This window comes from Cobetia sp. 1AS1, from assembly GCF_029846435.1.
GTDB classification, from domain to species: Bacteria; Pseudomonadota; Gammaproteobacteria; order Pseudomonadales; family Halomonadaceae; genus Cobetia; species Cobetia amphilecti.
On the sequence record NZ_JARWKU010000008.1, the window covers coordinates 169,908 to 192,030 of the forward strand.

Below are 22,123 nucleotides of genomic sequence, written 5' to 3' on the forward strand. Positions count from 1 at the left end.
GTGACATGCACGACAACAAGCCCCGCTGGCATCCGCCGCGGGGCTTTTGCGTTGAGCCCTTGCTCGAGCACAGCAGGCAGCCAGCGCGCTATCTGCACAATTGGTGCATATTCAGAATCAAAGCGGTGTGCTCCAAGGGGCTTATCCGTCGCAGGCCGGCTCTCTAGGATGCCGAGCCAACTATCCTGCTACGGAAAATTCCCATGTCGAGACTGAACTTACGTCCGGCGCGCCTTACTCGTATCGCTTCTTCCCTGCTGCTGACCCTTGGCGGCCTTCTGGCGCTCAGTGCCTGCAGCGAGGGCAACAGTGAAGAAAACGGCAACGCGCAACAGACTCCCCCGACGATGGAAGTCGTCGCCGCCCAGTCGCAGCCGGTCGCGGCCTGGCATACCTACACCACACGTCTGGAATCTCCCCAGCGCGTGCAACTGCGCCCACGCGTGAGCGGCGAAGTCGAGGAAGTGCTGTTCACCGAAGGCAGTCAGGTAAGCGCCGGCACGCCGCTGGTGCGTCTTGATCAACGCCCCTTCAAGGCCGAGGTTCAACGTCTGGAAGCGGAAGTCGCACGCATCAAGGCTGAGTTGGCCAATGCCCGCAGCGAGTCCGGTCGCGCCGCCAGTCTGGTCAAGCGCAACCTGATCTCGCGCGAGGAAGCCGATTCGCGCAGCACTACCGCCACCGGCCTCAATGCACAGCTTAAGGGCGCCATCGCCCAGCTCGAGCGTGCCCGTCTGGATCTGGACTATGCCACCATCCGCGCCCCGATCGATGGTCGCCTGTCCAATGCGCGCATCACGCGTGGCAACACCGTGCAGGCTGGCCAGAGCGTGCTGACCACGCTGGTCGAGACCCGCCAGCTGGACGCCTATATCGACATCAGCGAGCTGACCTGGAACCAGGACTTCGCGAACGTCAGCGCCGATGACCACCTGCCGGTCGAACTCCAGCTGGCCGGTCAGCAGGATTTCCCCTTCCACGGTGAGCTCGACTTCATCGACAACAGCGTCGATATCGATACCGGCACCCTGCGGATCGGCACCACCTTCAGCGCCGATGATGCCGCCCTGCGTCCGGGCGCCTTTGCACGCCTGCGTCTCGCCTCGCCCGAGATCCGGGATGCCGTGCTGATTCCGGAACGCGCCATCGGCACCGATCTGGACCGTCAGTTCGTGCTGGTGGTCGCCAAGGACAACACCCTCGCCTACCGCGGCATCACCACCGGCCCGCGCTTCGGCCCGCTGCGTGCCGTCACCGATGGCCTGGCCGCCGGTGACCGCGTGCTGGCTGCGGGGCCTGCCAAGGCAGGTCCGGGCATGCCGATCACCCCCAAGCTGGTCGAGATGCCCGATGACGGTGCTCTCAAGGCACTCGCCGCACGTATCTCGCGCCTGCAGCAGCAGACCGCCCAGCCGCTGGATCAGGACAACGACCAGGACGCCGCGACACTGGCCGAGGCTGACCGTCAGGCAGCCGGAGGCCGTTCGTGAATATCTCCAGCTTCTTCATCAAGCGCCCGGTCTTCGCCGCGGTGCTGTCGATCCTGATCGTCATCTCCGGGATGCTGTCGCTGTTCCAGCTGCCCATCTCCGAGTATCCGGAAGTCGTGCCGCCCACCGTGGTGGTGCGCGCCAACTACCCGGGGGCCAACCCCGAAGTCATCGGGGCCACCGTCGCCACGCCGCTGGAGCAGGAAATCACCGGCGTCGAAAGCATGCTGTACATGGACTCCCAGGCGACCTCCGACGGCAACCTGACCCTGACGGTGACCTTCGCGCTGGGCACTGACCTGGACAAGGCCCAGGTTCAGGTGCAGAACCGTGTGGCCCGCGCCACGCCGCGCCTGCCGCAGGAGGTGCAGCAGCTCGGCATCACCACCGAGAAGGCCTCGCCCAACCTGACGATGGTGGTCCACCTGACCTCCCCGGATGGCCGCTATGACCAGCTGTGGCTGTCCAACTACGCGCGCCTGAACCTGAAGGACAATCTCGCCCGTCTCGAGGGGGTCGGCGACGTGCAGCTGTTCGGTGCCGGCGAGTACTCGATGCGCGTGTGGCTCGACCCGGACGCCGTGGCGGCGCGGGGCCTGTCTGCCGGTGACATCATCAGTGCCCTGCGGGCCCAGAATCAGCAGGTGGCCGCCGGTTCCGTCGGTGCCCAGCCCTCGCCTGACGACAACCAGTTCCAGCGCCTGCTCAACGTGCGGGGCCGCCTGGAGAGCGCCGAGGAATTCGAGAACATCGTCATCCGTGTCGATGAAGATGGCCGCCTGACACGCCTGAAGGATGTGGCGCGTGTCGAACTGGGCGCCGACAGCTATTCGCTGCGCGCGCAGCTGGATGGCAAGGATGCCGTGGCGATGCCGATCTTCCAGCGCCCCGGCTCGAATGCGATCGCGCTGTCGGATTCCGTGCGCGAGAGCATGAGCGAGATGTCAGAGGCCTTCCCGGATGGCGTCAGCTACGACATCGTCTACGACCCGACGGTCTTCGTGCGCGGCTCCATCGAGGCGGTCATCGACACCCTGTTCGAGGCCATCCTGCTGGTCGTGATCGTGGTGATCCTGTTCCTGCAGACCTGGCGGGCCTCGATCATTCCGCTGATCGCGGTGCCGGTCTCGCTGATCGGGACGTTTGCGGTCATGCAGCTGATGGGCGTGTCGATCAATACGCTGTCGCTGTTCGGGCTGGTGCTCGCCATCGGTATCGTCGTCGATGACGCCATCGTGGTGGTGGAGAATGTCGAACGCAACATCGAGCTGGGCCACTCGCCCATCGAGGCCACCCAGATCGCCATGCGTGAAGTGACCGGCCCGATCATCGCCATCGCGCTGGTGCTGACGGCGGTATTCGTGCCGACGGCCTTCATCAGCGGCCTGAGCGGTCAGTTCTACAAGCAGTTCGCGCTGACCATCACCATCTCGACGCTCATCTCGGCCTTCAACTCGCTGACGCTGTCACCGGCGCTGTCGGCTCTGCTGCTCAAGCCCCACGGTGCCAAGCCTGACTGGCTGTCCCGCGTCATCGATGGCCTGTTCGGTCGCTGGCTGTTCGCGCCGTTCAACCGCGCCTTCAGTGCGATGGCCAACGGCTATACCGGCCTGATCAAGAAGCTGCTGCGCTTCGGTGTCATCGTCGGCCTGCTGTATGTCGTAATGCTCGGCGCCACCGGCAAGCTGTTCGACAGCGTGCCCGGCGGCTTCATCCCGGGGCAGGACAAGCAGTACCTGGTCGCGATGGCCCAGCTGCCGGACGCCGCCAGCCTCGACCGCACCTCCGAGGTCATCGACGAGATGCAGGCACTGGCGCTGGACACACCGGGCGTGGCGCACACTGTGGCCTTCCCGGGGCTCTCCGTGAACGGCTTCGTCAATGCCTCCAACTCCGGCATCGTGTTCGCGACCCTGGCGGACTTCGATGAGCGACAGTCGCCCGAGCTTTCCGGTCAGGCGATCGCCGCTCAGCTGAACCAGAAATTCGCGGGGATCGACGAGGCCTTCGTCGCCGTCTTCCCGCCGCCACCGATTCTGGGCCTGGGCACTACGGGGGGCTTCAAGTTGCAGCTGCAGGACCGCGGCAACAAGGGCTTCGATGAGCTGTTCTCCGCCGTGCAGACCATCACCGCCAAGGGCAACGCTGACCCGCGTCTGAGCAGTGTCTACTCCAGCTTCCGCATCCAGGTGCCGCAGTACGACATCGATCTGGATCGCGAGCAGGCGATGATCATGGGGGTGCCGGTGGAACGTGCCTTCGAGACTCTGCAGGTGTACATGGGCTCGCTGTACGTCAATGACTTCAACCGCTTCGGGCGTACCTATCAGGTGCGCGCCCAGGCCGAGCAGTCGGCGCGTCTCGACCCGGATGACATCCGCAACCTCAAGGTGCGCAGCGACAACGGCCGCATGATTCCGCTGGGCAGCTTCGTCAAGGTGACACCGACCACCGGCCCGGACCGCGTGATGCACTACAACACCTTCGTCAGCGCCGATATCAACGGCTCGCCGGCGCCGGGCGTCTCCAGCGATCAGGCCAAGGCCGCCATCGAGGAAGTGCTGGCCGGCAACCTGCCACAGGGCATCGGCTACGAGTGGACGGAGGTGACCTACCAGCAGGTACTGGCCGGCAACACCATGATCTACATCTTCCCGCTGGTGGTATTGCTGGTGTTCCTGGTGCTGGCCGCCCAGTACGAGAGCTGGTCGCTGCCGCTGGCGATCATCCTGATCGTGCCGATGACACTGCTGTCGGCGCTGGCCGGTGTCTGGCTGACGGGGGGCGACAACAACATCTTCACGCGCATCGGCTTGATCGTGCTGGTGGCGCTGGCGTGCAAGAACGCGATCCTGCTGGTCGAGTTCGCCCGTGAGCAGCAGCATGCTGGCCAGAGTCGCCTGGACGCCGTGCTGACGGCCTGTCGCCTGCGCCTGCGTCCCATCCTGATGACGTCGGTGGCCTTCACCGCGGGCGTGGTGCCGCTGGTACTGGCCACCGGTGCCGGCAGCGAGATGCGTCAGGCGATGGGCGTGGCGGTGTTCTCCGGGATGATCGGCGTCACCGTGTTCGGCCTGCTGCTGACACCGCTGTTCTATGTCGGTATCCGCCGCCTGGTCGAGAAACGTGAAGCGCATCAGGACGCTGTCACGCCGGATAGCAATGGCGAGTCAGGCCGCCGCATTCATTGATACGACCATTGATACGACCATTGATACGGCCACTGAGCCATCCACTGATACGACCACTCTCCCGAGAGATCGAGAACAGCCAAACGCCACGGGGCGTCGCGGCTTCAGCAACCGCTGAAGCATTGACTCCCCGTTGGCAACACTGCCATTCCGTTCGTGGCATGTTTACTGCTCACGACTCTCGGCATAATGCCCATCAATATTTACCCACTCGGGAGCAGGTGCCATGTACGCCGATACCTTCAATGATCTGGCCCTCGAGGCCGAACTCGAAAACTTCGCGCACCGCTGGTTCTCCATGCTCAACCGCATGGCGCCTGCTATCGAACTGGCGGAATTGCTGGGCGAGGAGGCTTCCATCCAGCTGCTGGATGAAACCCTGACCGGCAGCGAGTTCCTGGCCAACTGGGAGCAGCGTCGCAGCGAGCTGCTGGTCAATGGCCATGCACTCGGCTGGGTGCGCGCCCAGCGCAACAGCCTCGACAGCGCCACCCTGCGCATGGGCGGTGAGCACCGCGCCGCCATGCGCGATGGCAGCGTGTTGCACACGCATTTCGACGCCGAGTGGGTGCTCGACCTGAGCTGGGGCGAGCCGCGCATCCAGAGCATCAAGCTGCTGGATATGCGCACGCTGTAACGCGATAGGCAGACAGCAAAAGGCCCCGTCACCATTAAGTGACGGGGCCTTTTGCTGTCTGGAGGGGCCTGTTTCCAGCGCACGTGACGTCTTGCAGTTTCAGTTTCAGCCTCTGAGCTTCAGCATCGCTGGCGTGTCGATGTCGTGATGGATACCGTCATCACCGACTGCCACCTCACGCAGCGCCTCGCGATGTCGCGCGATCACCTCGCGCGCGCCCTCACCGCCTTCAAGCGTCGCAAGCTCTGCCCACAGCGCCCGCCCGAACAGCACCGGATGCCCGGGGCCGCCCTCGCCTTCAAGCCTCGGTCGCACGATATGCACGCCATCGGCCTGAGACTCGGCCCGAAGGGCATGAAAGGTCTGCGCCGTGATCTGCGCCATGTCCGCCAGCCACACTGCCGCCACCTGCACATGCGCCAATCCAGCCTCATCACTGAGCTGACGGAAGACATCGCCGAGACTGGCACCGAGGCCATTGCCCGCCTGCGGCGCACGCCAGAACCGCCCGGCATGCTCACGCGCGAAGTCATCTCCCAGCAGTGCGGCGGGATCATCGTCCTCACGCAGCAGCAGACGCCAGTCCACACCACAGGACATGATCCGCGACAGCGTCGCCATCAGCAGCGTCTGGCCATCCGCCAGACGCGCCTGGCGCTTGTCACTGCCGAAGCGGCGACTCTGCCCCGCGGCCATGACCAGAATGATCGACTCATTCATGGGCGATCTCCCTGACTGCCCCCTGAGCGCCTTCACAGGCTCTCGCGAGCGCGACCACGGCGGATGCGCACGATATCGGCCATCACCGCCAGCGCGATCTCGGCCGGTGTCTTGCTGCCCAGATTCAGCCCGATCGGCATCACGATGCGCGCAATCTCCTCGGCGCTGAGCCCACCGCTGCGCGCCAGCCGCTCGGCGCGTGCCGTTGAGGTACGCAACGAACCCATCACGCCGATATAGAACGCGGGCTGGCGTACCGCCTCGATCATCGCCAGATCATCGATACGCGGGTCGTGGGTCAGCGCGACCACGGCGGTGGCGGCATGACAGCCGCCGGCGGCGATGAAGCGTGACGGCAGCTCGCGGCGCAGGCTGACGCCCTCGAGCGGCGCCTTGCGGGCATCCCAGTCGGCCAGCACTTCCTCGCGTGGCTCGCAGATGATCACCTCGAAGCCGAGGCTGACGGCGAAGGCGGCGCAGGCTTCCGCCACCGGCGAGAGGCCCGCCAGCAGCAGACGCGCCACCGGCCCGACCCGCAGCTGATAGCCGCACGCCTGGCCCGCGTGGCCCTCGAGCGGCTCGACCCGCTCCCCCAGCCCGCTGTCGTGCTGAAGCGCACGCGCTCCATCCCCCTCCAGCATCACCTGGCGCAGACGCGGTGTCTGGCCCTCGAGTGCCGCGCGCAGCGCCTCGAGGTGCGCGATGTCCGCGTCACAGGCCGTGAAGCGCTCGACCAGTACGTCCAGAATGCCGCCACAGGGCAAGGCAATCCCCGCGCCCTGATGGCCGCCCTCGCCATAGCGGATCACCTGGGCAGGCGCGGTGAACTCCCCGTCAGCCAGGCGCGCCAGAAAGTCCTCCTCGACACAGCCGCCGGACAGCGAACCACGATGCTGCCCATCGGCACGCGCCACCAGCCAGGTACCCGGCTCACGCGGTGAGGAGCCGAAGGTGGCCAGCACCGTGCACAGCCAGATCGGGCGCACGGATGGCTCGCCATCTGCGGGTGCCAGCCAGTCGATCGCCTGATGGATCACTTCAAGATCAAGGTGTTGCATCAATACTCTCTCATATCAGAAGCCTGCGCCCGGTCTGAAGACACGAAACCCGCCACCCGGGCATGCCGGAGTGGCGGGTATCAGAGGCATTCACCGGGGAGGATCAGGCCTCGCTGAGCGCGGCCTTGAGCGCCGCCGGACGCATCGGCAGGTCACGCAGGCGCACGCCGACCGCATGCTGAATGGCGTTGGCGATCGCCGGTGCGACCACCGTGGTGCCCGGCTCGCCGAGACCGACCGGCATCTCGGTGCTGTCGACGAACTCGAGATCCATCTGCGGCACCTGATGCATGCGCAACGGCTGATAGGCGCCCAGATTCTGCGCCACCGGGCCGCCCTCGCGGTATTCGGTGCCTTCATGCATCGCCATCGAGACGCCCCACAGGAGCGAGCCTTCCAGCTGCGCCATGGCACCATCCGGATGCGCCAGCGTACCGGCATCCACCACGCTGGTCAGCTTCTCGAGCTTGACCTCGCCGGTGGCGCGATCGACCTTGACCCGTGCCACGCAGGCCACCCAGGTCGGCATGCTGCGTTCCTGACCGAAGCTCAGTGCCACGCCCATGCCGGTGTCTGCCGGCAGGCTGTCGCGCTCGCTCCAGCCGGACTTCTCCATCACGCGCTTGAGCACGTTGCGCAGACGCTCGGCGCCGCCGGTGCTGACCGGCGCCTTGCCGGCGTTGCGGCCTTCGGCATCCAGCAGCGCGAGGCGGAATTCGGCCGGGTCCTGCTCGGCCGCCAGCGCCAGCTCATCGATATGCTGTTCGACCGCCCACAGCGTCCAGCCCGGTGCGACGGAGCGCAGGTAGCCGGGCACGAAGGCCTCGTGGGCGACCTTGTTCTGCTGCGCCCAGACACGCTGGGTGCCGACGTTGTACCAGTGGTCCGCGCCGCTGATGGAGAAGGAGTCCAGCTTGCCGCCACCTTCGATGGCTTCCGCCATGAAGGCCGGCATCAGGGCTGCCGTCGGCCAGCCGGCGGCGGCGGCGTGCTCGGAGGCCACGACACGCCCCTCGGCATCGAGACCGGAGCGCAGACGCTGCACCGAGGGCGAGCGCACGCAATCGAAGCGGCTGTCATCCGGGCGCGTGAAGATCATCTTCACCGGACGCCCCACGGCCTTGGAGGCCAGCGCGGCCGGTACGGCGTAGTCACCGTGCAGACGACGCCCGAAACCACCGCCCAGATACAGCTGGTGATGGGTGACCTTGCCTTCCTCGAGCTCCAGCGCCTTGGTGACCAGTGAGGTCAGCAGGGACTGCTGCTGGTTGCCGCAGTGGATGTGCCAGTGGCCATCCTCTTCGTAGGCCAGCGCATTGGCCGGTTCCAGCGTGAAGTGCAGCACGCTTGAGGTGGTGAAGGTGGATTCCACCGTGGTGGCGGCATTCTCGAGCAGCGGCGCAGGGTCGCCCTGATCCACCAGCAGTGAGCCGTTGTCACGGCTCGGCGAGCTGACCAGACGCTGGCCCTCGGCCTGAATCGCCGTCTCGTCGACCTGATAGCTGTCGCCCTTGCTCCACTCGACCTTGAGCAGGTCGGTGGCGCGCATGGCCGCCGAGAAGTTGTCGGCGATGACCGCAAGCCAGCCCTGGCAGATGCCGGACGGGTCCTTGAGTTCGATGGTCTGGCGATAGCCGATGACCTTGCGGGCCTCGCTGTCATCGACGGCGGTGACCTTGCAGCCGAAGCGGCTCGGCGGCATCACCGGACGCGCATGCAATGTCTTGCCGACACGCGCCTCGATCTCTGCCGGCAGGGTGTAGTCGATGCCGTAGACGGCCTGACCGTTGGTCTTGGGCGGCACGTCCAGCGCGTTGCCCCTGGTGCCCAGCACGCGACGCTCGGAGGCCGGCTTGAGCTCGATGGCCGCAAGCTCCTCCTCGGAGAAGCTGCGCTCCAGCCCCGCCGCGACGATCTCGCCATAGCTCAGCGACTGATCGCCACTGATGACGCGTCCCTTGCGCGCCTTGCAGCTCTCGACCGCCACGCCCATCTGCTGAGCGCCCGCCTCGATCAGCGCGATACGCCCCGCCGCGCCGGCCTGTGACAGCGGCTGGTAGCTCTGGTGAACCGACCAGCTGCCGCCGGTGATCATGTAGCCCCACTTGGGGGCGCTGTCGACGTAATCGACCTTGACGCTGTCCCAGTCGGCCTCAAGCTCCTCGACCACCAGACGTGCGAGGCTGGTGGCGACGTGCTGCCCCATCTCGGACTTGGTGATATGCACGGTGACGGTGCCATCAGTGGCGATGGCGTACCACATGGTCGGCTCGAAGGCCCCGGCGGACAGCGTCTCGCTGGCCGAGCCCTTGCCGTCTGACCCGGCGGCCAGCGCCGCGCCGGACACGCCGAAGGCCAGCATGGTGGAACCCGCCACACTGCCGATCAGGAAGCCACGCCGCGTGATACCGCCGCGGCTCGAGGAAGTCTTGCGCGCGGCAGCAAGCTCGCGCTGATGCGCGGCCAGCTTGTCATCAAACCTTGCCATGAGACGTCTCCTCGACAGCAGAATGGGACACGGTGCCTGCCGTGGCACGCGGATCGAAGGTGCCGACGCCGGCAGTCGCGGCCGTGGCGTCGGTCTGCTGACCGCTCACCTGGCTGGTGGCACGCTCATTGGCGATGGTGGCGGCACGCTTCACTGCGCGATGGATGCGCACGTAGGCCATGCAGCGACACAGGTTGCCGGCCATGGCGGCGGTGACCTGCTCATCGGTGGGGTCGGGCGTGTTCTTGAGGAAGTCGGCGGCCTGCATGATCTGGCCGGACTGGCAGTAACCGCACTGCGGCACCTGCTCCTCGACCCAGGCCTGCTGCAGCGGGTGATCGTCGTTCTCGGCCAACCCCTCGATGGTGACGATGTCACCACCTTCGGCGGCCAGCACCGGCAGGACACAGGTACGCGCCGCTGTGCCGTTCAGGTGCACGGTACAGGCGCCGCACTGGGCGATGCCGCAACCGAACTTGGTGCCGGTCAGACCCAGGTGCTCACGCAGCACCCATAACAGCGGGGTTTGCGGATCGACCTCGAGACTGACGGCCTTGCCGTTCAGAGTGAAGTTAGCCAAGGGGCTTCTCCTCAGGAGCATGAAGCAGGGACAGGATTGAGATACAGGGCTGGGATACAGAGCGGTGCGACGGCATGACTCGACATGGCGTCAGTAGACTGACGCTGCGTGTGTCCGGTGTCAGGGGGCGAACGGCACGTTGCATGTCGGGCAGGCTGCGCGATTGGCATACCCCGAATGGCGAAATTCTACAGGTCACGACTCAGCACCATGGTGCCAAACGGGAAACAGTGTAGTGTCGTGAGACCACGGCATGTCACCAGGCCGGGGTATGGCACCCGCCATGGTAAACAGCGCATGTGACATGCATGACAGTATAGCGTTTCGCGGGGTGCGATCGGCAGTGGATTCCACGCAAGCCGGGCACGATTCGTCACCGATGCCTGGCGGCGCCTGATAGCTGACAGTCCCTGCCGACGCCTGATGGCTGCTGCCCGTTGCTGACGAGGCGTGAAAAAAGCGCCCTGCGCTGGTCAGGCCTCAACGCCAGTGGCGAATGAAGGCCAGCATCCATTGCGTCATCACGGCGCTGTCTGGCGCGACACTCAAGGAGGCTTCGCCCTCGCGCACGCGATGTTCGCCGATCTGTTCGCGACGCAACCTCATCAGGTCACGAGAGTAGGCGGAGCTGAACTCGGGATGCCCCTGCACGCCGAGGCAGCTGCCCACCTCGATCAGATAGAAGGCGCAGAAGGCACTGTCCGCCAGCACCCGGGCATCGGCAGGCAGGACACTGACCTGATCCTGATGGCTGACGATGAGATCCAGCCCCGTTTGCGGCGGTTGCATCCAGGGGCGTTGCGCACGGACACGATTGAACGACAGGCCGACACCCCAGCCGCGTGCATGTTTCTCCACCTCGCCCCCCAAGGCCCTGGCGATCACCTGATGGCCGAAGCAGACACCGACCAGCGGCAGCTTTGCCGCATGCACGCGCCGGACAAACTCGCACAGTGTCGTGATCCAGGCGAGCCCATCATTGACGCCATGTTTTGACCCGGTGATCAGCCAGCCATCGCAGGCATCCAGCTGCTCGGGAAACTCGCCATCCAGGCAGCGCCAGACGCTGATCCGGATATCCGGGTCACTGCGCGTGAGCAGGGCCTGGAACATGGCGGGATAGTTGCCATGCCGCTCGATGAGGGCCGGATTCACGTCATCGCATTGCAGCAGACCGATATGCATCACTACCTCCTGAGGTGGCGGGATCGACGACGTCCGCGCCACGACCGCGGCACGACCGTACGTGACAAGCAACGACTACGCTGTCGCTTCTGCTACCGTCGTTGACGTATTCGGGATGCGCCCATCCATGAGAATAAAGTGGAATATAGAGACCAAGGTCTCAAGGTGATCTTCCGCCCACAGGCAGTGGAGTCCGCAGCACAATGATAACGACAGGGGTGGGCAAGACATGCAACTGAACTGGAAGGCAGCGATCGCGTTGGCAGCGCTGATTCTCGCCATCAATACCGGCGCGCGGCAGGCCATGGGCTTCATGCTGCCACCGATGGCCAGCGAACTCACCTGGGGCATGGGGAGTCTGTCATTCGCGCTCGCCATCCAGAATCTGGTCTTCGGACTGGCCGCGCCCATCGCCAGCAAGCTGTCGGACCGCTTCGGCACGCTTAGCGTCTTCCTGATCGGTAGCCTGTGCTACGCGGTCGGCATGGGCGTCACCGCCCTCTGGCCGACCCCGACGGTGTGGATGCTGGGTGCCGGCGTGCTGGCTGGCATCGGCATCGGGGCGACCACCTTTCCGCTGGTGCTGGCAGCCGTCACGCGCGTGGTCCCCATTCAGCATCGTGGCATCGGGCTGGGCATCGCCTCGGCCGGCGGCTCCTTCGGGCAGCTGATCTACTCGGTCGCGACCCCGATGCTGGTGCTGATCGACTGGAAGATCGCCATGCTGGCCCTCGGCGCCAGCTGCCTGCTGCTGATTCCCATGGCCCTGCCATTGCTGCGTCGCCCGCCGGCCGGCAGTGAGGCACCGGCGGAGGATATCCCGAGCCAGGGCCCGCTGCTGCAGGACCGACGCTTTCTGGCGCTCGCCGGCGGCTTCTTCGTCTGCGGCGTGCACGTCGCCTTCATCGCCACTCACCTGCCCAATTTCGTGGTCGCCTGCGGCCTGCCCCTGAACGTGGCCGGCAACACGCTGGCGATCATCGGCGCGCTCAATATCGCGGGTACCATCCTGTTCGGTGCCTGGGGCGGCCGCCGTCACCCGCCGCAGCTGTTGATGCTGATCTATCTGTGCCGCGCCGCGCTGGTGATGGCGATGGTGGTCATCCCGCCCAGCAGCATGCTGCTCTACGCCTTCGGCGCGATCATGGGCATTCTGTGGCTGTCGACGGTACCGCTGACCAGTCAGGCCGTCGCGCTCTACTTCGGCCAGAAGCGTCAGGCCTTCGTGTTCGGCATGGTGCTGGCCGCCCATCAGGTCGGTGCCTTCCTGGGGGCCTGGGGCGGTGGTGTGGTCTATCAGCTGACCGGCAGCTACGACCTGCTGTGGATCTCCAGCGGCATCTTCGGTCTGCTGGCCGCCATCGTGCACTGGCCGGTGCGCCGCGAGCCCACGCGCGTGATCCAGCCACAACTGGCCTGAGTGGCGCCACGGCATCCGCCGCTCACATCTCAGACTTCAGATCCCCAATCCACAACGACACAGCCCCCACCGGCGAGACCGATGGGGGCTGTGTCGTTCATGGCTTCAGCAAGGGCGATCAGCGCTGGAAGGCGTAGACATTGCCGACCTTCAACAGCCGCGTCAGCTCATCCAATGCCGTCAGTGTCTCCTCGGCCAGCTGCGGATCGGCGAGGTCTGCCGGTGTCAGGCTGTCACGATAGTGACGCTTGACCCAGTCACCCAGCTCGGCGTGCAGCGTGTCGGTCATCATCACGCGCCCGGACAGTGCGGCGCGCTCGGCATCGCTGAGCACCACGCGCAGACGCAGACAGGCCGGGCCGCCGCCATTGCGCATGCTCTGCTTCACGTCCTTGACCAGCACTTCGCCGATCGGGTTCGGGCCGGCCAGAATCGCATTCTGCAACGCGTTCCATACCGCCTCGTTCTCCTGACACTCGCCCGGCACCACCAGCGTCATGCTGCCATCGTCGTTGGAGAGCAGCTGAGAATTGAACAGATAGGACGACACGGCATCCTCGAGACTGACAGCTTCCAGCGGTACACGGATCGGGATCAGCGGCGTGGACAGCTTGGCGCGAATCTCATCAAGCACCGTCTCTTCATTGCGGAAGGCCAGCTCGTGATAGAACAGCACCGGGCCATTGCCCACCGCGATCACGTCGTTGTGGAAGACGCCGGCATCGATGGCGTCCGGGTGCTGCTGGGCGAACACCACCTGACCTTCGCTCAGGCCATGCTGACGCGCGACGGCCTGACTGGCTTCCAGCGTCTGGCGCGCCGGATAGCGACGCGGTTCGACACCATCACCGCCGAAGGCCTGACGGCCATAGACGTAGAGATGCACGCCCGGCCCGCCGTGGCCATCGCACAGCCGCGTATGGTTGGCGGCGCCCTCATCGGAGAAGGCCGGCGTCGCGGGCAGCGCGGGGTGATGCGCGAAGTGGCCATCGTCGGCGAAGATGGCGCCCAGGATGCGTCCGGTGGTCGCGGGCTCCAGGTAGCGGTGGAAGCTGGATTGCAGGTTGGCCGGCGTGAAATGCACGCGGCCATCACCACTGTCGCGCGATGGCGTGACGGTGGCGGCGTTGGCTGTCCACATGCTGGAGGCGGAACACACCGCACGCAGAAGCTGCGGTGCCTGCTCGCTGGCCGCCTTCAACACCTGGGCGTTGCTGCCGGTGAAGCCGAGATCGCGCAGTGCACCAAGGTCCGGGCGCTGCTGCGGCAGCAGAATCCCCTGTGCATAACCCAGATCCGCCAGCGACTTCATCTTGTCGAGGCCCTGCAGCGCGGCTTCGCGCGGGTTGGAGGCCAGGCCGCCGTGGCGCATCGAGGCCACGTTGCCATGCGCCAGGCCGGCGTAGTTGTGGGTCGGGCCGACCAGGCCATCGAAATTGATCTCTTGATACGGAGTATCGGACATGAAGGTCTCCTGCCACGACGCCTTGCCAGCTCAGCAAACAGGCACGGCGGGCGTCGTGGTCAATAATGGGTAAGCGGCAACGGTGCCCGAACGGACGGCCTTACAGACGGATACCGGCCGGCAGGTTCGCGGGCAGCGCCAGCTCCTCGGCTTCCATCGAGGCGACCGGATAGCTGACATAGTCGGCGGCGTAATAGGCACTGGGGCGATGGTTGCCGCTGTCGCCGATGCCACCGAAGGGCGCATCGCCGGAGGCGCCGGTGGTCTGGCGGTTCCAGTTGACGATGCCTGCGCGAATGCGCAGCAGGAAGTCGTCCCAGTCAGCACGATCGCCACCGATCAGCCCGGCCGAGAGGCCGTAGCGGGTGTCATTGGCCAGCGCGATGGCGTCGTCCCAATCGGTGTAGCGATGGATCTTGAGCAGCGGGCCGAAGAATTCCTCGTCCTCGAGCGCAAGGCCGGTGACATCGATCAGCGCCGGGCTGAGCAGACTGGTGCCCTCTTCCACCTGCTGCATGCGCACGATGACGTTGCCGCCCAGCGCTTCGAGATCGTCCTGCGCCTTGAGCAGCCCCTCGGCCGCGGTGACGCTTGCCAGGCCGCCATAGAAGGGGGCGTCCTGCGCGAACTGACCCGCCACCCGCAACTCACGCAGCGCCGTGGCCAGTGTCTCGATCAGACGATCACCGACCTCGCCCTGCGGCACGATCAGGCGTCGCGCACAGGTACAGCGCTGACCGCCTGAGGCGAAGGCCGACTGGATGATCGCCAGTACCGCGGCGGCTTCATCCTGCACATCGCGTACCACTAGCGGGTTGTTGCCACCCAGCTCCAGCGCCAGCAGCTTGCCGACCTGACCGGCGAACTGACGGTGCAGCAGCTTGCCGACCTTGGCACTGCCGGTGAACAGCAGCCCATCGATGCCCTCGGACTGGGACAGGGCCTGGCCGACTTCCGCCGCGCCCTGCACCAGATTGATCACGCCGGCCGGCAGGCCCGCGGCCTCCCAGCACTGCAGGGTGAGATCGGCGGTGGCCGGGGTCAGCTCGGAGGGCTTGAACACGCAGGCATTGCCCGCCAGCAGTGCCGGCACCATGTGTCCGTTGGGCAGATGACCCGGGAAGTTGTAGGGGCCGAAGACCGCCATCACGCCGTGCGGACGGTGGCGCAGGACTGCCTGGGTGCCCGCGACATCCCTGGCGCGCTCGCCGGTGCGCTCATGATAGGCCTTCACCGAGATCGCGATCTTGCCGATCATCGCGCCGACCTCGGTGCGCGCTTCCCACAGCGGCTTGCCGGTTTCGCTGGCGATGCTGATCGCCAGCGCTTCGCGGTGCTGCTCCAGCTGATCGCGGAAGCGCTCCACCACCGCCAGACGCGCCTCGAAGCCCAGGCGCGCCCAGGCCGGGAATGCCTGACGCGCTGCCGCGACGGCCTGCTCGACCTGCTCGGCAGTGGCAGCGGCGCCTTGCCACAGACGTGCGTGGGAGACGGGGTCGGTCTTGGTGAAGGATGCGGCCTCACCCGCTTGCCATGCGCCGTCGATGAAGAGCTGTTGACGCACGTTGAGTGTGGCGGGAGTCGAATTCGTAGTGGTCATGGCATGCCTCATCGAAAGGGCGCGCCGCGCGAGCGACGCTGAACAAGGAGTAACGGGGCAGTTGGCGATCTGCCCCGCTGATGGCAAAAGGACGCAAGGCGGTGTGCGCCTGCGAGATGGCGCGAAGAAGCGGATGCCCGGGGCGGCGCTTCAGCCGGCCAGCACGCGCAGCGTGTCGCCGCCGGTGACGCCGAGGCGTTCGGCCTCATCACGGTGCAGGCGCACATGGCAGGCGCCGGAGTCGTCCCGGGTGACGTCGTGGCTGATCCAGCTGGCACGGAAGTCGGCCATGCCGGTGGTGGCAGCCATCACGGCGGGACGCTCGCAGGCCGGGGCATCGGACGCGATGACCTCGACACTCGCCAGCTGGCTGTCACGCACGGCGCGCACATCATCGATATAGGCCTCGACCGTCGGGCCGCCATCGAAGATGTCGACGTAGCCTTCCCAGCGCAGCCCTTCCTTCTTGAGCATCGCCACCGCCGGACGGGTGTGCTCATGTACCTGCCCGATGGCGGCCCGCGCGGGCTCGGAGAGAAACGGCGTATAGATCGGGAACTTGGGCATCAGCTCGCCGATGAAGCTCTTCTGGCCCATGCCGGTGAGGCGGTCGGCCTCATTGAAGTCCATCGGGAAGAAGTGGCTGCCCAGACACTCCCAGAACGGGCTGCGCCCTTCGGGCGTGAAGACACCGCGCATCTCGGCCAGCACCTTGTCGGGGAAGGCCGCGCGGAACTGGGCCATGAACAGCCAGCGCACCTTGGAGAGCAGCGCGCCGTTGCGGTCCTTGCGCCAGCCCTCACGCAGGAACAGCGAGCAGACCTCGGCATCGCCGGTGTGATCGGAGCACAGCGTCAGCGTATCCAGGGTGCGATGCAGATCGAGCTGCACCGAGGAGTGCGCCAGCGAACCGAGACGGTAGTGATAGAACGGCGCATCGGTGCCCACGCAGGCCTCGATGGCACAGCAGCCCGCGATACTGCCATCGCGATCATCCTCGAGCACGAAGAAGTACAGGCGATCATCGCTGGGTTCGCGGCCCTCGAAGGCGGCCAGGGTGCGCTCTATCTTGGCGCTGAGAAACTCATGATTGTCCGGCAGCGAGGTGAAGCCGACACCGGTTTCCCGCGCCAGTACCTTGAGGCCTTCGATATCGTGTCGTGCGATAGGACGAATGCGCATTACAACTCTCCCTCATCCATCGTCGGCAATGGCATCGGCACGGCAAGCACCGCACGCCCCTCTTCCACGCCCAGTACCTCGGCCTGCTGCGGCGTCAGCATCAGCTGGCCGGTCGGCGTCAGGGCATAGCGCGCCAGCACGCAGCGGAAATCGCCGAGACGCTGGTTGGCCACCATCGCTGGTACCGCATCCGGCAGGCTTTCCTGCGGGCGGATACGCACCGGATGCCAACCGCACTGCTTGAAGGTGTGCAGACGCTCGCACTCCGCCAGCAGCAAGGGGCCGGCATCGAAGATGTCGACATGACGCGAGCGCGAGAAGCCCTCGGCGAGCATCTCCTGCATGGCGTACTCATGGCGCGGATTCTCACGCCCGATAGCGGCGCGCGCCTGGGGGGTGAGCAGCGGCAGATAGAGCGGGAACGGCGGCATGACCTCGGCGATGAAGCTCTTGGAGCGCACCCCCGCCATCTGATTGATTTCATTGAAATCACGATCAAAGAAGTGCTGACCGACGCTGTCCCAGAACGGGCTGACCTGACGCTCGTCGCGCGTTTCCAGATAGCCCGGGAAGGCCACCGCCAGTTCCGTGGCGAAGCGCTCCGGGTACTGAGCGATGAACATCAGGCGTGCGCGGCGCAGCAGGCTGTCCGCATCCGTCTCGCGGTAGCGGGCATCCAGCGACAGCGCGCACAGCAGCGTGGCATCCGACACCTCATGCGACAGCGACAGCGTCTGCACTTCGTGGCGCACGTTGAGCTGCTGCGAGGCGTGGATCAGCGTTTCCTGACGATAGGTGTAGTAGGCCTCCCGCGCGCCAGCCTCGGCGCGCAGCGAGGCGGTACCGACCACTTCGCCGGTGTCGAGATCTTCCAGCACGAAGCAGTAGATCTCGTCGCTCGGGAAGTCGATCTCGGCTCGCAGACTGCGCTGGGAGCGCAGAATGCGCTCCTCGAGGCGGTCACGATGTGCCGGTAGATTGGTCAGGCGAGGCGTTGCCGTGGCCGCGAGCCGCTCGAGGGCGAGCAGATCGCGGCTTTCGGCAGGCCGCACCACCAGCATCGGGGCACTGCTCATGGCGCTGCTCATGGCGCTGCTCATGCAGATGCAGAGGCGGCGACGAAGTTCGCCACGGCGCGGTCGAGCTTGTCGAGACCGGTCTGGATCTCTTCTTCGCTGATCACCAGCGACGGCGCCAGACGCAGCACGTCAGGACCGGCGATCAGCACCATCAGGCCTTCTTCCATCGCCAGGTTGAGAATGTCCTTGGCGCGCCCTGCGTAGTCCGGCGCCATCTGGGCACCGATCAACAGGCCCATGCCACGTACTTCCTTGAAGACACCGTGACGCTTGGCGATGCCCTCCAGGCCGTTGCGCAGCAGCTGGTGGCGGTGCGCGACACCGTCGAGGGTTTCCGGGGTATCGATGGTCTCGAGCGCCGCCAGACCCACGGCACACGCCAGCGGGTTGCCGCCGTAGGTAGAACCGTGAGTGCCGATGGCCATGGCCGGTGCGATGCGATCGGTGGTCAGCATGGCGCCCAGCGGGAAGCCGCCGCCGATGCCCTTGGCGGTGGTCAGGATGTCCGGCACCACACCGAAGTGCTGGTAGGCGTACAGGTGGCCGGTACGCCCGGCACCGCTCTGGACTTCATCGAAGATCAGCAGCGCATCGTGCTGGTCGCACAGCTCACGCAGTCCTTCGAGGAAGGCCTGCTCGCCCGGAATGATGCCGCCCTCGCCCTGCAGCGGCTCGACGATGATCGCGCAGGTGTCATCGCCCATCAGCTCGCGCACGGAGTCGAGATTGTTGAATTCGGCGTGCTGGATACCGCCCGGAATCGGCCCGAAGCCCTGGGAATACTTGGGCTGGCCACCGACGCTGACGGTGAAGAAGGTGCGGCCATGGAAGGACTGACGGAAGGAGATGATCTTGTCCTTCTTCTCGCCATGGGTGTCGTGGGCGAAACGACGCGCCAGCTTGAGCGCGGCCTCGTTGGCCTCACCACCGGAGGAGCAGAAGTAGACCTTGTCGGCGAAGGTGCGCTCGGTCAGCGCCTTGGCCAGCGCCAGTGCCGGCTCGTTGGTGTAGACGTTGGACAGGTGCCAGACCTTGTCGGCCTGGTCCTTGAGCGCCTTGACCAGCGCCGGGTGACAGTGACCCAGCGAGGTGACGGCGATGCCACCGGCGAAATCGATGTACTCGCGACCTTCCTGATCCCACAGGCGGCTACCCTCGCCGCGTACCGGAATGGCAGCCTGGGGTGCGTAGTTGGGCACCATGGCATGGTCGAAATCGGCACGGGTCAGCTGGGTCATCGTCTCTTCCTCATCGCGGGGTCTTGGCGTGGCCGGCCGATGATCGGCAAGCCACGGGTCATGACACTCGAGTATAGGGAGGCGAGATGACAAAGACTTTCAGCGAAAGGACGACGACTTATGTCAGGAGGCGACTTTTGTCATCCAGGGAAGGTGTCAGGCCTGCAGCATGAGACGTTCGTCGCGGGGGCTACGCCCGAAATGGTTGCGAAACGCCGTGGAGAAGTGAGCGGCGCTGGAAAAGCCGGTGGCCAGCGCGATCTCGCCGATCGGCTGATCGCTCTCGCGCAGCAGCTGACGCGAGCGCGCCAGGCGGAGATCCAGATAGTAGCGGCTGGGCACCGCCTGCAGATGCTTCTTGAACAGCCGCTCCAGCTGACGCCGCGAGATGCCGAGGTGCTCGCCGATCTCGTGGGTAGAGAGCGGCTCCTCGATATTGGCCTCCATCAGCGTCACGGCCTCCACCAGCGGCTGGGGCGCATGGGCGAAACGGTTCTTGAGCGGCACGTGCTGTGGCTCGTCCGCCAGCCGGATGCGCTCGCAGACGAAGTGCTCGGAGACCTTCTCGGCCAGCGCGCGGCCATGCTGCTGGGCGATCAGCGTCATCATCATGTCCATCGCCGCGGTGCCACCGCCGCAGGTGACACGATCGCGGTCCAGCTCATAAAGCTGATGGGAGACGTTGACCTGCGGGAAGTCGCGGCGGAAGGATTCGGCGCGCTGCCAGTGAATCGTCGCACGATAGCCATCGAGCAACCCGGCGCGAGCCAGCTCACGGGTGCCGGTGGAGATGCCGCCCAGCATCACGCCACGCTCGGCCAGACGCTTGAGCCAGGCCAGCAGCGCGGGATTCGAGGCCACCTCCTGCAGGCTCGCCTCGCCCGCCGGCTGAGCACCGCACACGAACAGGGCGTCCAGATGGCGCGAATCACTGGCGACCAGACTGTCCGGCGAGAGACTCAAGCCCGCCGCGGACGCCACGCCACGTCCGTCAAGCGCGAAGGTGACGGCCCGATAGAGTGTCTGCCCCGCGAGCTGGTTGGCCACCTGCAGGGGCTCCAGCGCACAGGCCTGGGACAACAACGAGAAGCCGGGCAGCAGCACGAAGCCTATCTGGCGTTGCTGGGCCTGGGGGGAAACCAGTGAATCCACGGGCATGAGTGTGAGTCGGGGTCCGTCGCGTGAGGGTGGCGCCATATTGTGCCATGCCTCTGGCACTTGTGCCTGGCCCTCACTGGCATGACGCTCGAGATGAGGCCGCCACACACGACGACGCCACCCCGAAGGATGGCGTCATCAGTGCTCAACATGCAGTGCTCAGCGGGCAGCGCTCAGGTCTCAACGGGCAGCGCTCAGCGAGCTGCCACTCCCTCTGCGCTTATGCCGAGGCGCGCTTATGCTGAGGCGCTCTTACATCTGAACGACATCGAACTCGACATCGGTGGCGACATCGGCATCGTAGTCGACGTCGTCACGGGTGAAGCCGAACAGCTTCAAGAATTCCTGCTTGTAGCTGGCGTAGTCGGTGATGTCGAACAGGTTGTCGCTGGTGACCTGCGGCCACAGTTCCTGACAGGCCTGCTGGACGTCGTCCTTCAGCTCCCAGTCGTCGAGACGCAGACGGCCGGACTCGTCGGTGGCGATCTCGCCTTCGCCGTAGAAGCGCTCGGCGTAGAAGCGGTTGAGCTGCTCGATGGTGCCTTCGTGCAGGCCCTTCTCCTTCATGATCTTGTAGACCATGGAGATGTAGAGCGGCATGACCGGGATCGCGGCGCTGGCCTGGGTAACCACGGACTTGAGCACGGCCACGTGGGCACGACCGCCCTTGGCGGACAGCTTCTCGTGGATGCTGCCGGCGGCGCGGTCCAGATCTTCCTTGGCGCGACCCAGCGCACCGTGCCAGTAGATCGGCCAGGTGATCTCGGTGCCGATGTAGCTGAAGGCGACGGAGCGGGCGCCCTCAGCCAGCACGCCGGCGTCGTCCAGCGCCTGCATCCACAGCTCCCAATCCTGACCACCCATCACGGTGACGGTATCTTCGATTTCCTGCTCGGTGGCCGGCTCGACCTCCGCTTCGATGATGGTGTCCTTGTTGGTGTCGATGGCAGTCGCGCGGTAGGTCTCGCCGATCGGCTTGAGCACGGAGCGCTTCACTTCACCGCTGTCCGGCAGCTTGCGCACCGGAGAGGCCAGCGAGTAGACGACGAGGTCGACTTCGCCCATGTTGGCCTTGATCAGCTCGATGGCCTTGGCGCGTGTCTCATGCGAGAAGGCATCGCCGTTGATGGCCTGGCTGTAGAGGCCTTCCTGCTTGGCGAACTTGTCGAAGGCGGCAGAGTTGTACCAGCCTGCGGTGCCGGCCTTCTTCTCGGTGCCCGGCTTCTCGAAGAACACGCCCAGGGTATCGGCACCATAACCGAAGGCTGCCGTGATGCGTGCCGCGAGGCCATAGCCACTGGAAGAACCGATCACCAGCACCTTCTTCGGACCACCGTCACGCTTGTCACCGACTGTCTTGCGGGTGATGGCGATCTGCTCGGCGACATTCTGCTCGCAGCCCTTGGGATGTGTGGTGGTGCAGATGAAGCCACGAACCTTGGGTTTGATGATCACGTAAAGAACCTCGTTTGCTGTTGGCCCGGCGTGTACCCGCCGATGCGATACTCGCTTCACCCTGACAGCAGGCAATGGCCGTCCTTGGATGGTGAAGCGTATCGTGAAATAGGGCGTTCGAATCCCGTAAAGCAGGCTCAGTGCCAGCTCATGGGCGCTATTCTAGCGGCTGTCGGC

The 22,123-nt window shown here is 65.6% G+C and carries 15 protein-coding genes and 1 pseudogene; 4 read left to right on the forward strand and 12 right to left on the reverse strand.

The genetic code is table 11. The features are described 5' to 3' along the window. Positions 1-203: 203 nt before the first annotated feature. The 3 genes from QD280_RS13635 (at position 204) to QD280_RS13645 (ending at position 5,318) form a co-directional block, all read left to right on the forward strand. Positions 204-1,490, forward strand: coding sequence for an efflux RND transporter periplasmic adaptor subunit (locus QD280_RS13635; RefSeq protein ID WP_279839665.1), 1,287 nt, complete (start codon positions 204-206; stop codon positions 1,488-1,490). Beyond that, on the forward strand, positions 1,487-4,681 hold the full coding sequence (locus QD280_RS13640) for a multidrug efflux RND transporter permease subunit (protein WP_279839667.1): 3,195 nt from the start codon (positions 1,487-1,489) through the stop codon (positions 4,679-4,681). Before QD280_RS13635 ends, QD280_RS13640 begins: the two co-directional genes overlap by 4 nt. 226 nt (positions 4,682-4,907) lie before the next feature. Continuing rightward, positions 4,908-5,318 (forward strand): hypothetical protein, encoded by a 411-nt coding sequence (locus tag QD280_RS13645; RefSeq protein WP_279839669.1) that lies wholly within the window; start codon positions 4,908-4,910, stop codon positions 5,316-5,318. 105 nt (positions 5,319-5,423) lie between these two features. On the opposite strand, the gene QD280_RS13650 is transcribed toward QD280_RS13645, so the two are convergent. The 5 genes and pseudogenes from QD280_RS13650 to QD280_RS13670 all read right to left on the reverse strand — a co-directional run bounded on the left by QD280_RS13650 (position 5,424) and on the right by QD280_RS13670 (position 11,349). After that, positions 5,424-6,038, reverse strand: coding sequence for a nucleotidyltransferase family protein (locus tag QD280_RS13650; protein ID WP_279839672.1), 615 nt, complete (start codon positions 6,036-6,038; stop codon positions 5,424-5,426). Between the two features lie 32 nt (positions 6,039-6,070). Further along, positions 6,071-7,096, reverse strand: a complete 1,026-nt coding sequence (locus QD280_RS13655; RefSeq protein ID WP_279839674.1) for an XdhC family protein — start codon at positions 7,094-7,096, stop codon at positions 6,071-6,073. A 103-nt stretch (positions 7,097-7,199) separates the two neighbouring features. Further along, entirely contained in the window at positions 7,200-9,584 is a 2,385-nt protein-coding gene (locus tag QD280_RS13660; protein WP_279839676.1) for a molybdopterin cofactor-binding domain-containing protein, read from the reverse strand. Positions 9,585-9,717: 133 nt separating this feature from the next. Next, a pseudogene (locus QD280_RS13665) lies at positions 9,718-10,185 on the reverse strand ((2Fe-2S)-binding protein); the annotation flags it as partial. Positions 10,186-10,644: 459 nt separating this feature from the next. Then, the gene (locus QD280_RS13670; protein ID WP_279839678.1) at positions 10,645-11,349 is read right to left on the reverse strand and encodes a gamma-glutamyl-gamma-aminobutyrate hydrolase family protein; all 705 of its coding nucleotides are present in this window, start codon (positions 11,347-11,349) and stop codon (positions 10,645-10,647) included. Between the two features lie 229 nt (positions 11,350-11,578). On the opposite strand from QD280_RS13670, the gene QD280_RS13675 reads away from it, so the two are divergent. Next, positions 11,579-12,769, forward strand: coding sequence for an MFS transporter (locus tag QD280_RS13675; protein WP_279839680.1), 1,191 nt, complete (start codon positions 11,579-11,581; stop codon positions 12,767-12,769). A 118-nt stretch (positions 12,770-12,887) separates the two neighbouring features. On the opposite strand, the gene astB is transcribed toward QD280_RS13675, so the two are convergent. From astB to fabV, 7 genes are all read right to left on the reverse strand, one after another. Beyond that, the gene (gene astB / locus QD280_RS13680) at positions 12,888-14,234 is read right to left on the reverse strand and encodes an N-succinylarginine dihydrolase (RefSeq protein WP_279839682.1); all 1,347 of its coding nucleotides are present in this window, start codon (positions 14,232-14,234) and stop codon (positions 12,888-12,890) included. Positions 14,235-14,334: 100 nt separating this feature from the next. Next, complete coding sequence (gene astD / locus QD280_RS13685) at positions 14,335-15,834, reverse strand: succinylglutamate-semialdehyde dehydrogenase (RefSeq protein WP_279839685.1); 1,500 nt, start codon at positions 15,832-15,834, stop codon at positions 14,335-14,337. Positions 15,835-15,984: 150 nt separating this feature from the next. Continuing rightward, positions 15,985-17,016: an arginine N-succinyltransferase gene (gene astA, locus QD280_RS13690; protein ID WP_043334418.1), complete on the reverse strand. Its 1,032-nt coding sequence runs from the start codon at positions 17,014-17,016 to the stop codon at positions 15,985-15,987. Continuing rightward, positions 17,016-18,077: an arginine N-succinyltransferase gene (locus tag QD280_RS13695; RefSeq protein WP_279839702.1), complete on the reverse strand. Its 1,062-nt coding sequence runs from the start codon at positions 18,075-18,077 to the stop codon at positions 17,016-17,018. The genes astA and QD280_RS13695 overlap by 1 nt, the downstream gene beginning before the upstream one ends. Positions 18,078-18,112: 35 nt before the next feature. Further along, the gene (locus QD280_RS13700) at positions 18,113-19,333 is read right to left on the reverse strand and encodes an aspartate aminotransferase family protein (protein ID WP_279839688.1); all 1,221 of its coding nucleotides are present in this window, start codon (positions 19,331-19,333) and stop codon (positions 18,113-18,115) included. A 156-nt stretch (positions 19,334-19,489) separates the two neighbouring features. Then, entirely contained in the window at positions 19,490-20,491 is a 1,002-nt protein-coding gene (locus tag QD280_RS13705; protein WP_172978721.1) for a GlxA family transcriptional regulator, read from the reverse strand. Positions 20,492-20,743: 252 nt separating this feature from the next. After that, a complete protein-coding gene (gene fabV / locus QD280_RS13710; RefSeq protein ID WP_043334421.1) occupies positions 20,744-21,946 on the reverse strand; it encodes an enoyl-ACP reductase FabV in 1,203 nt (400 codons plus the stop codon). Between the last annotated feature and the right edge of the window lie 177 nt (positions 21,947-22,123).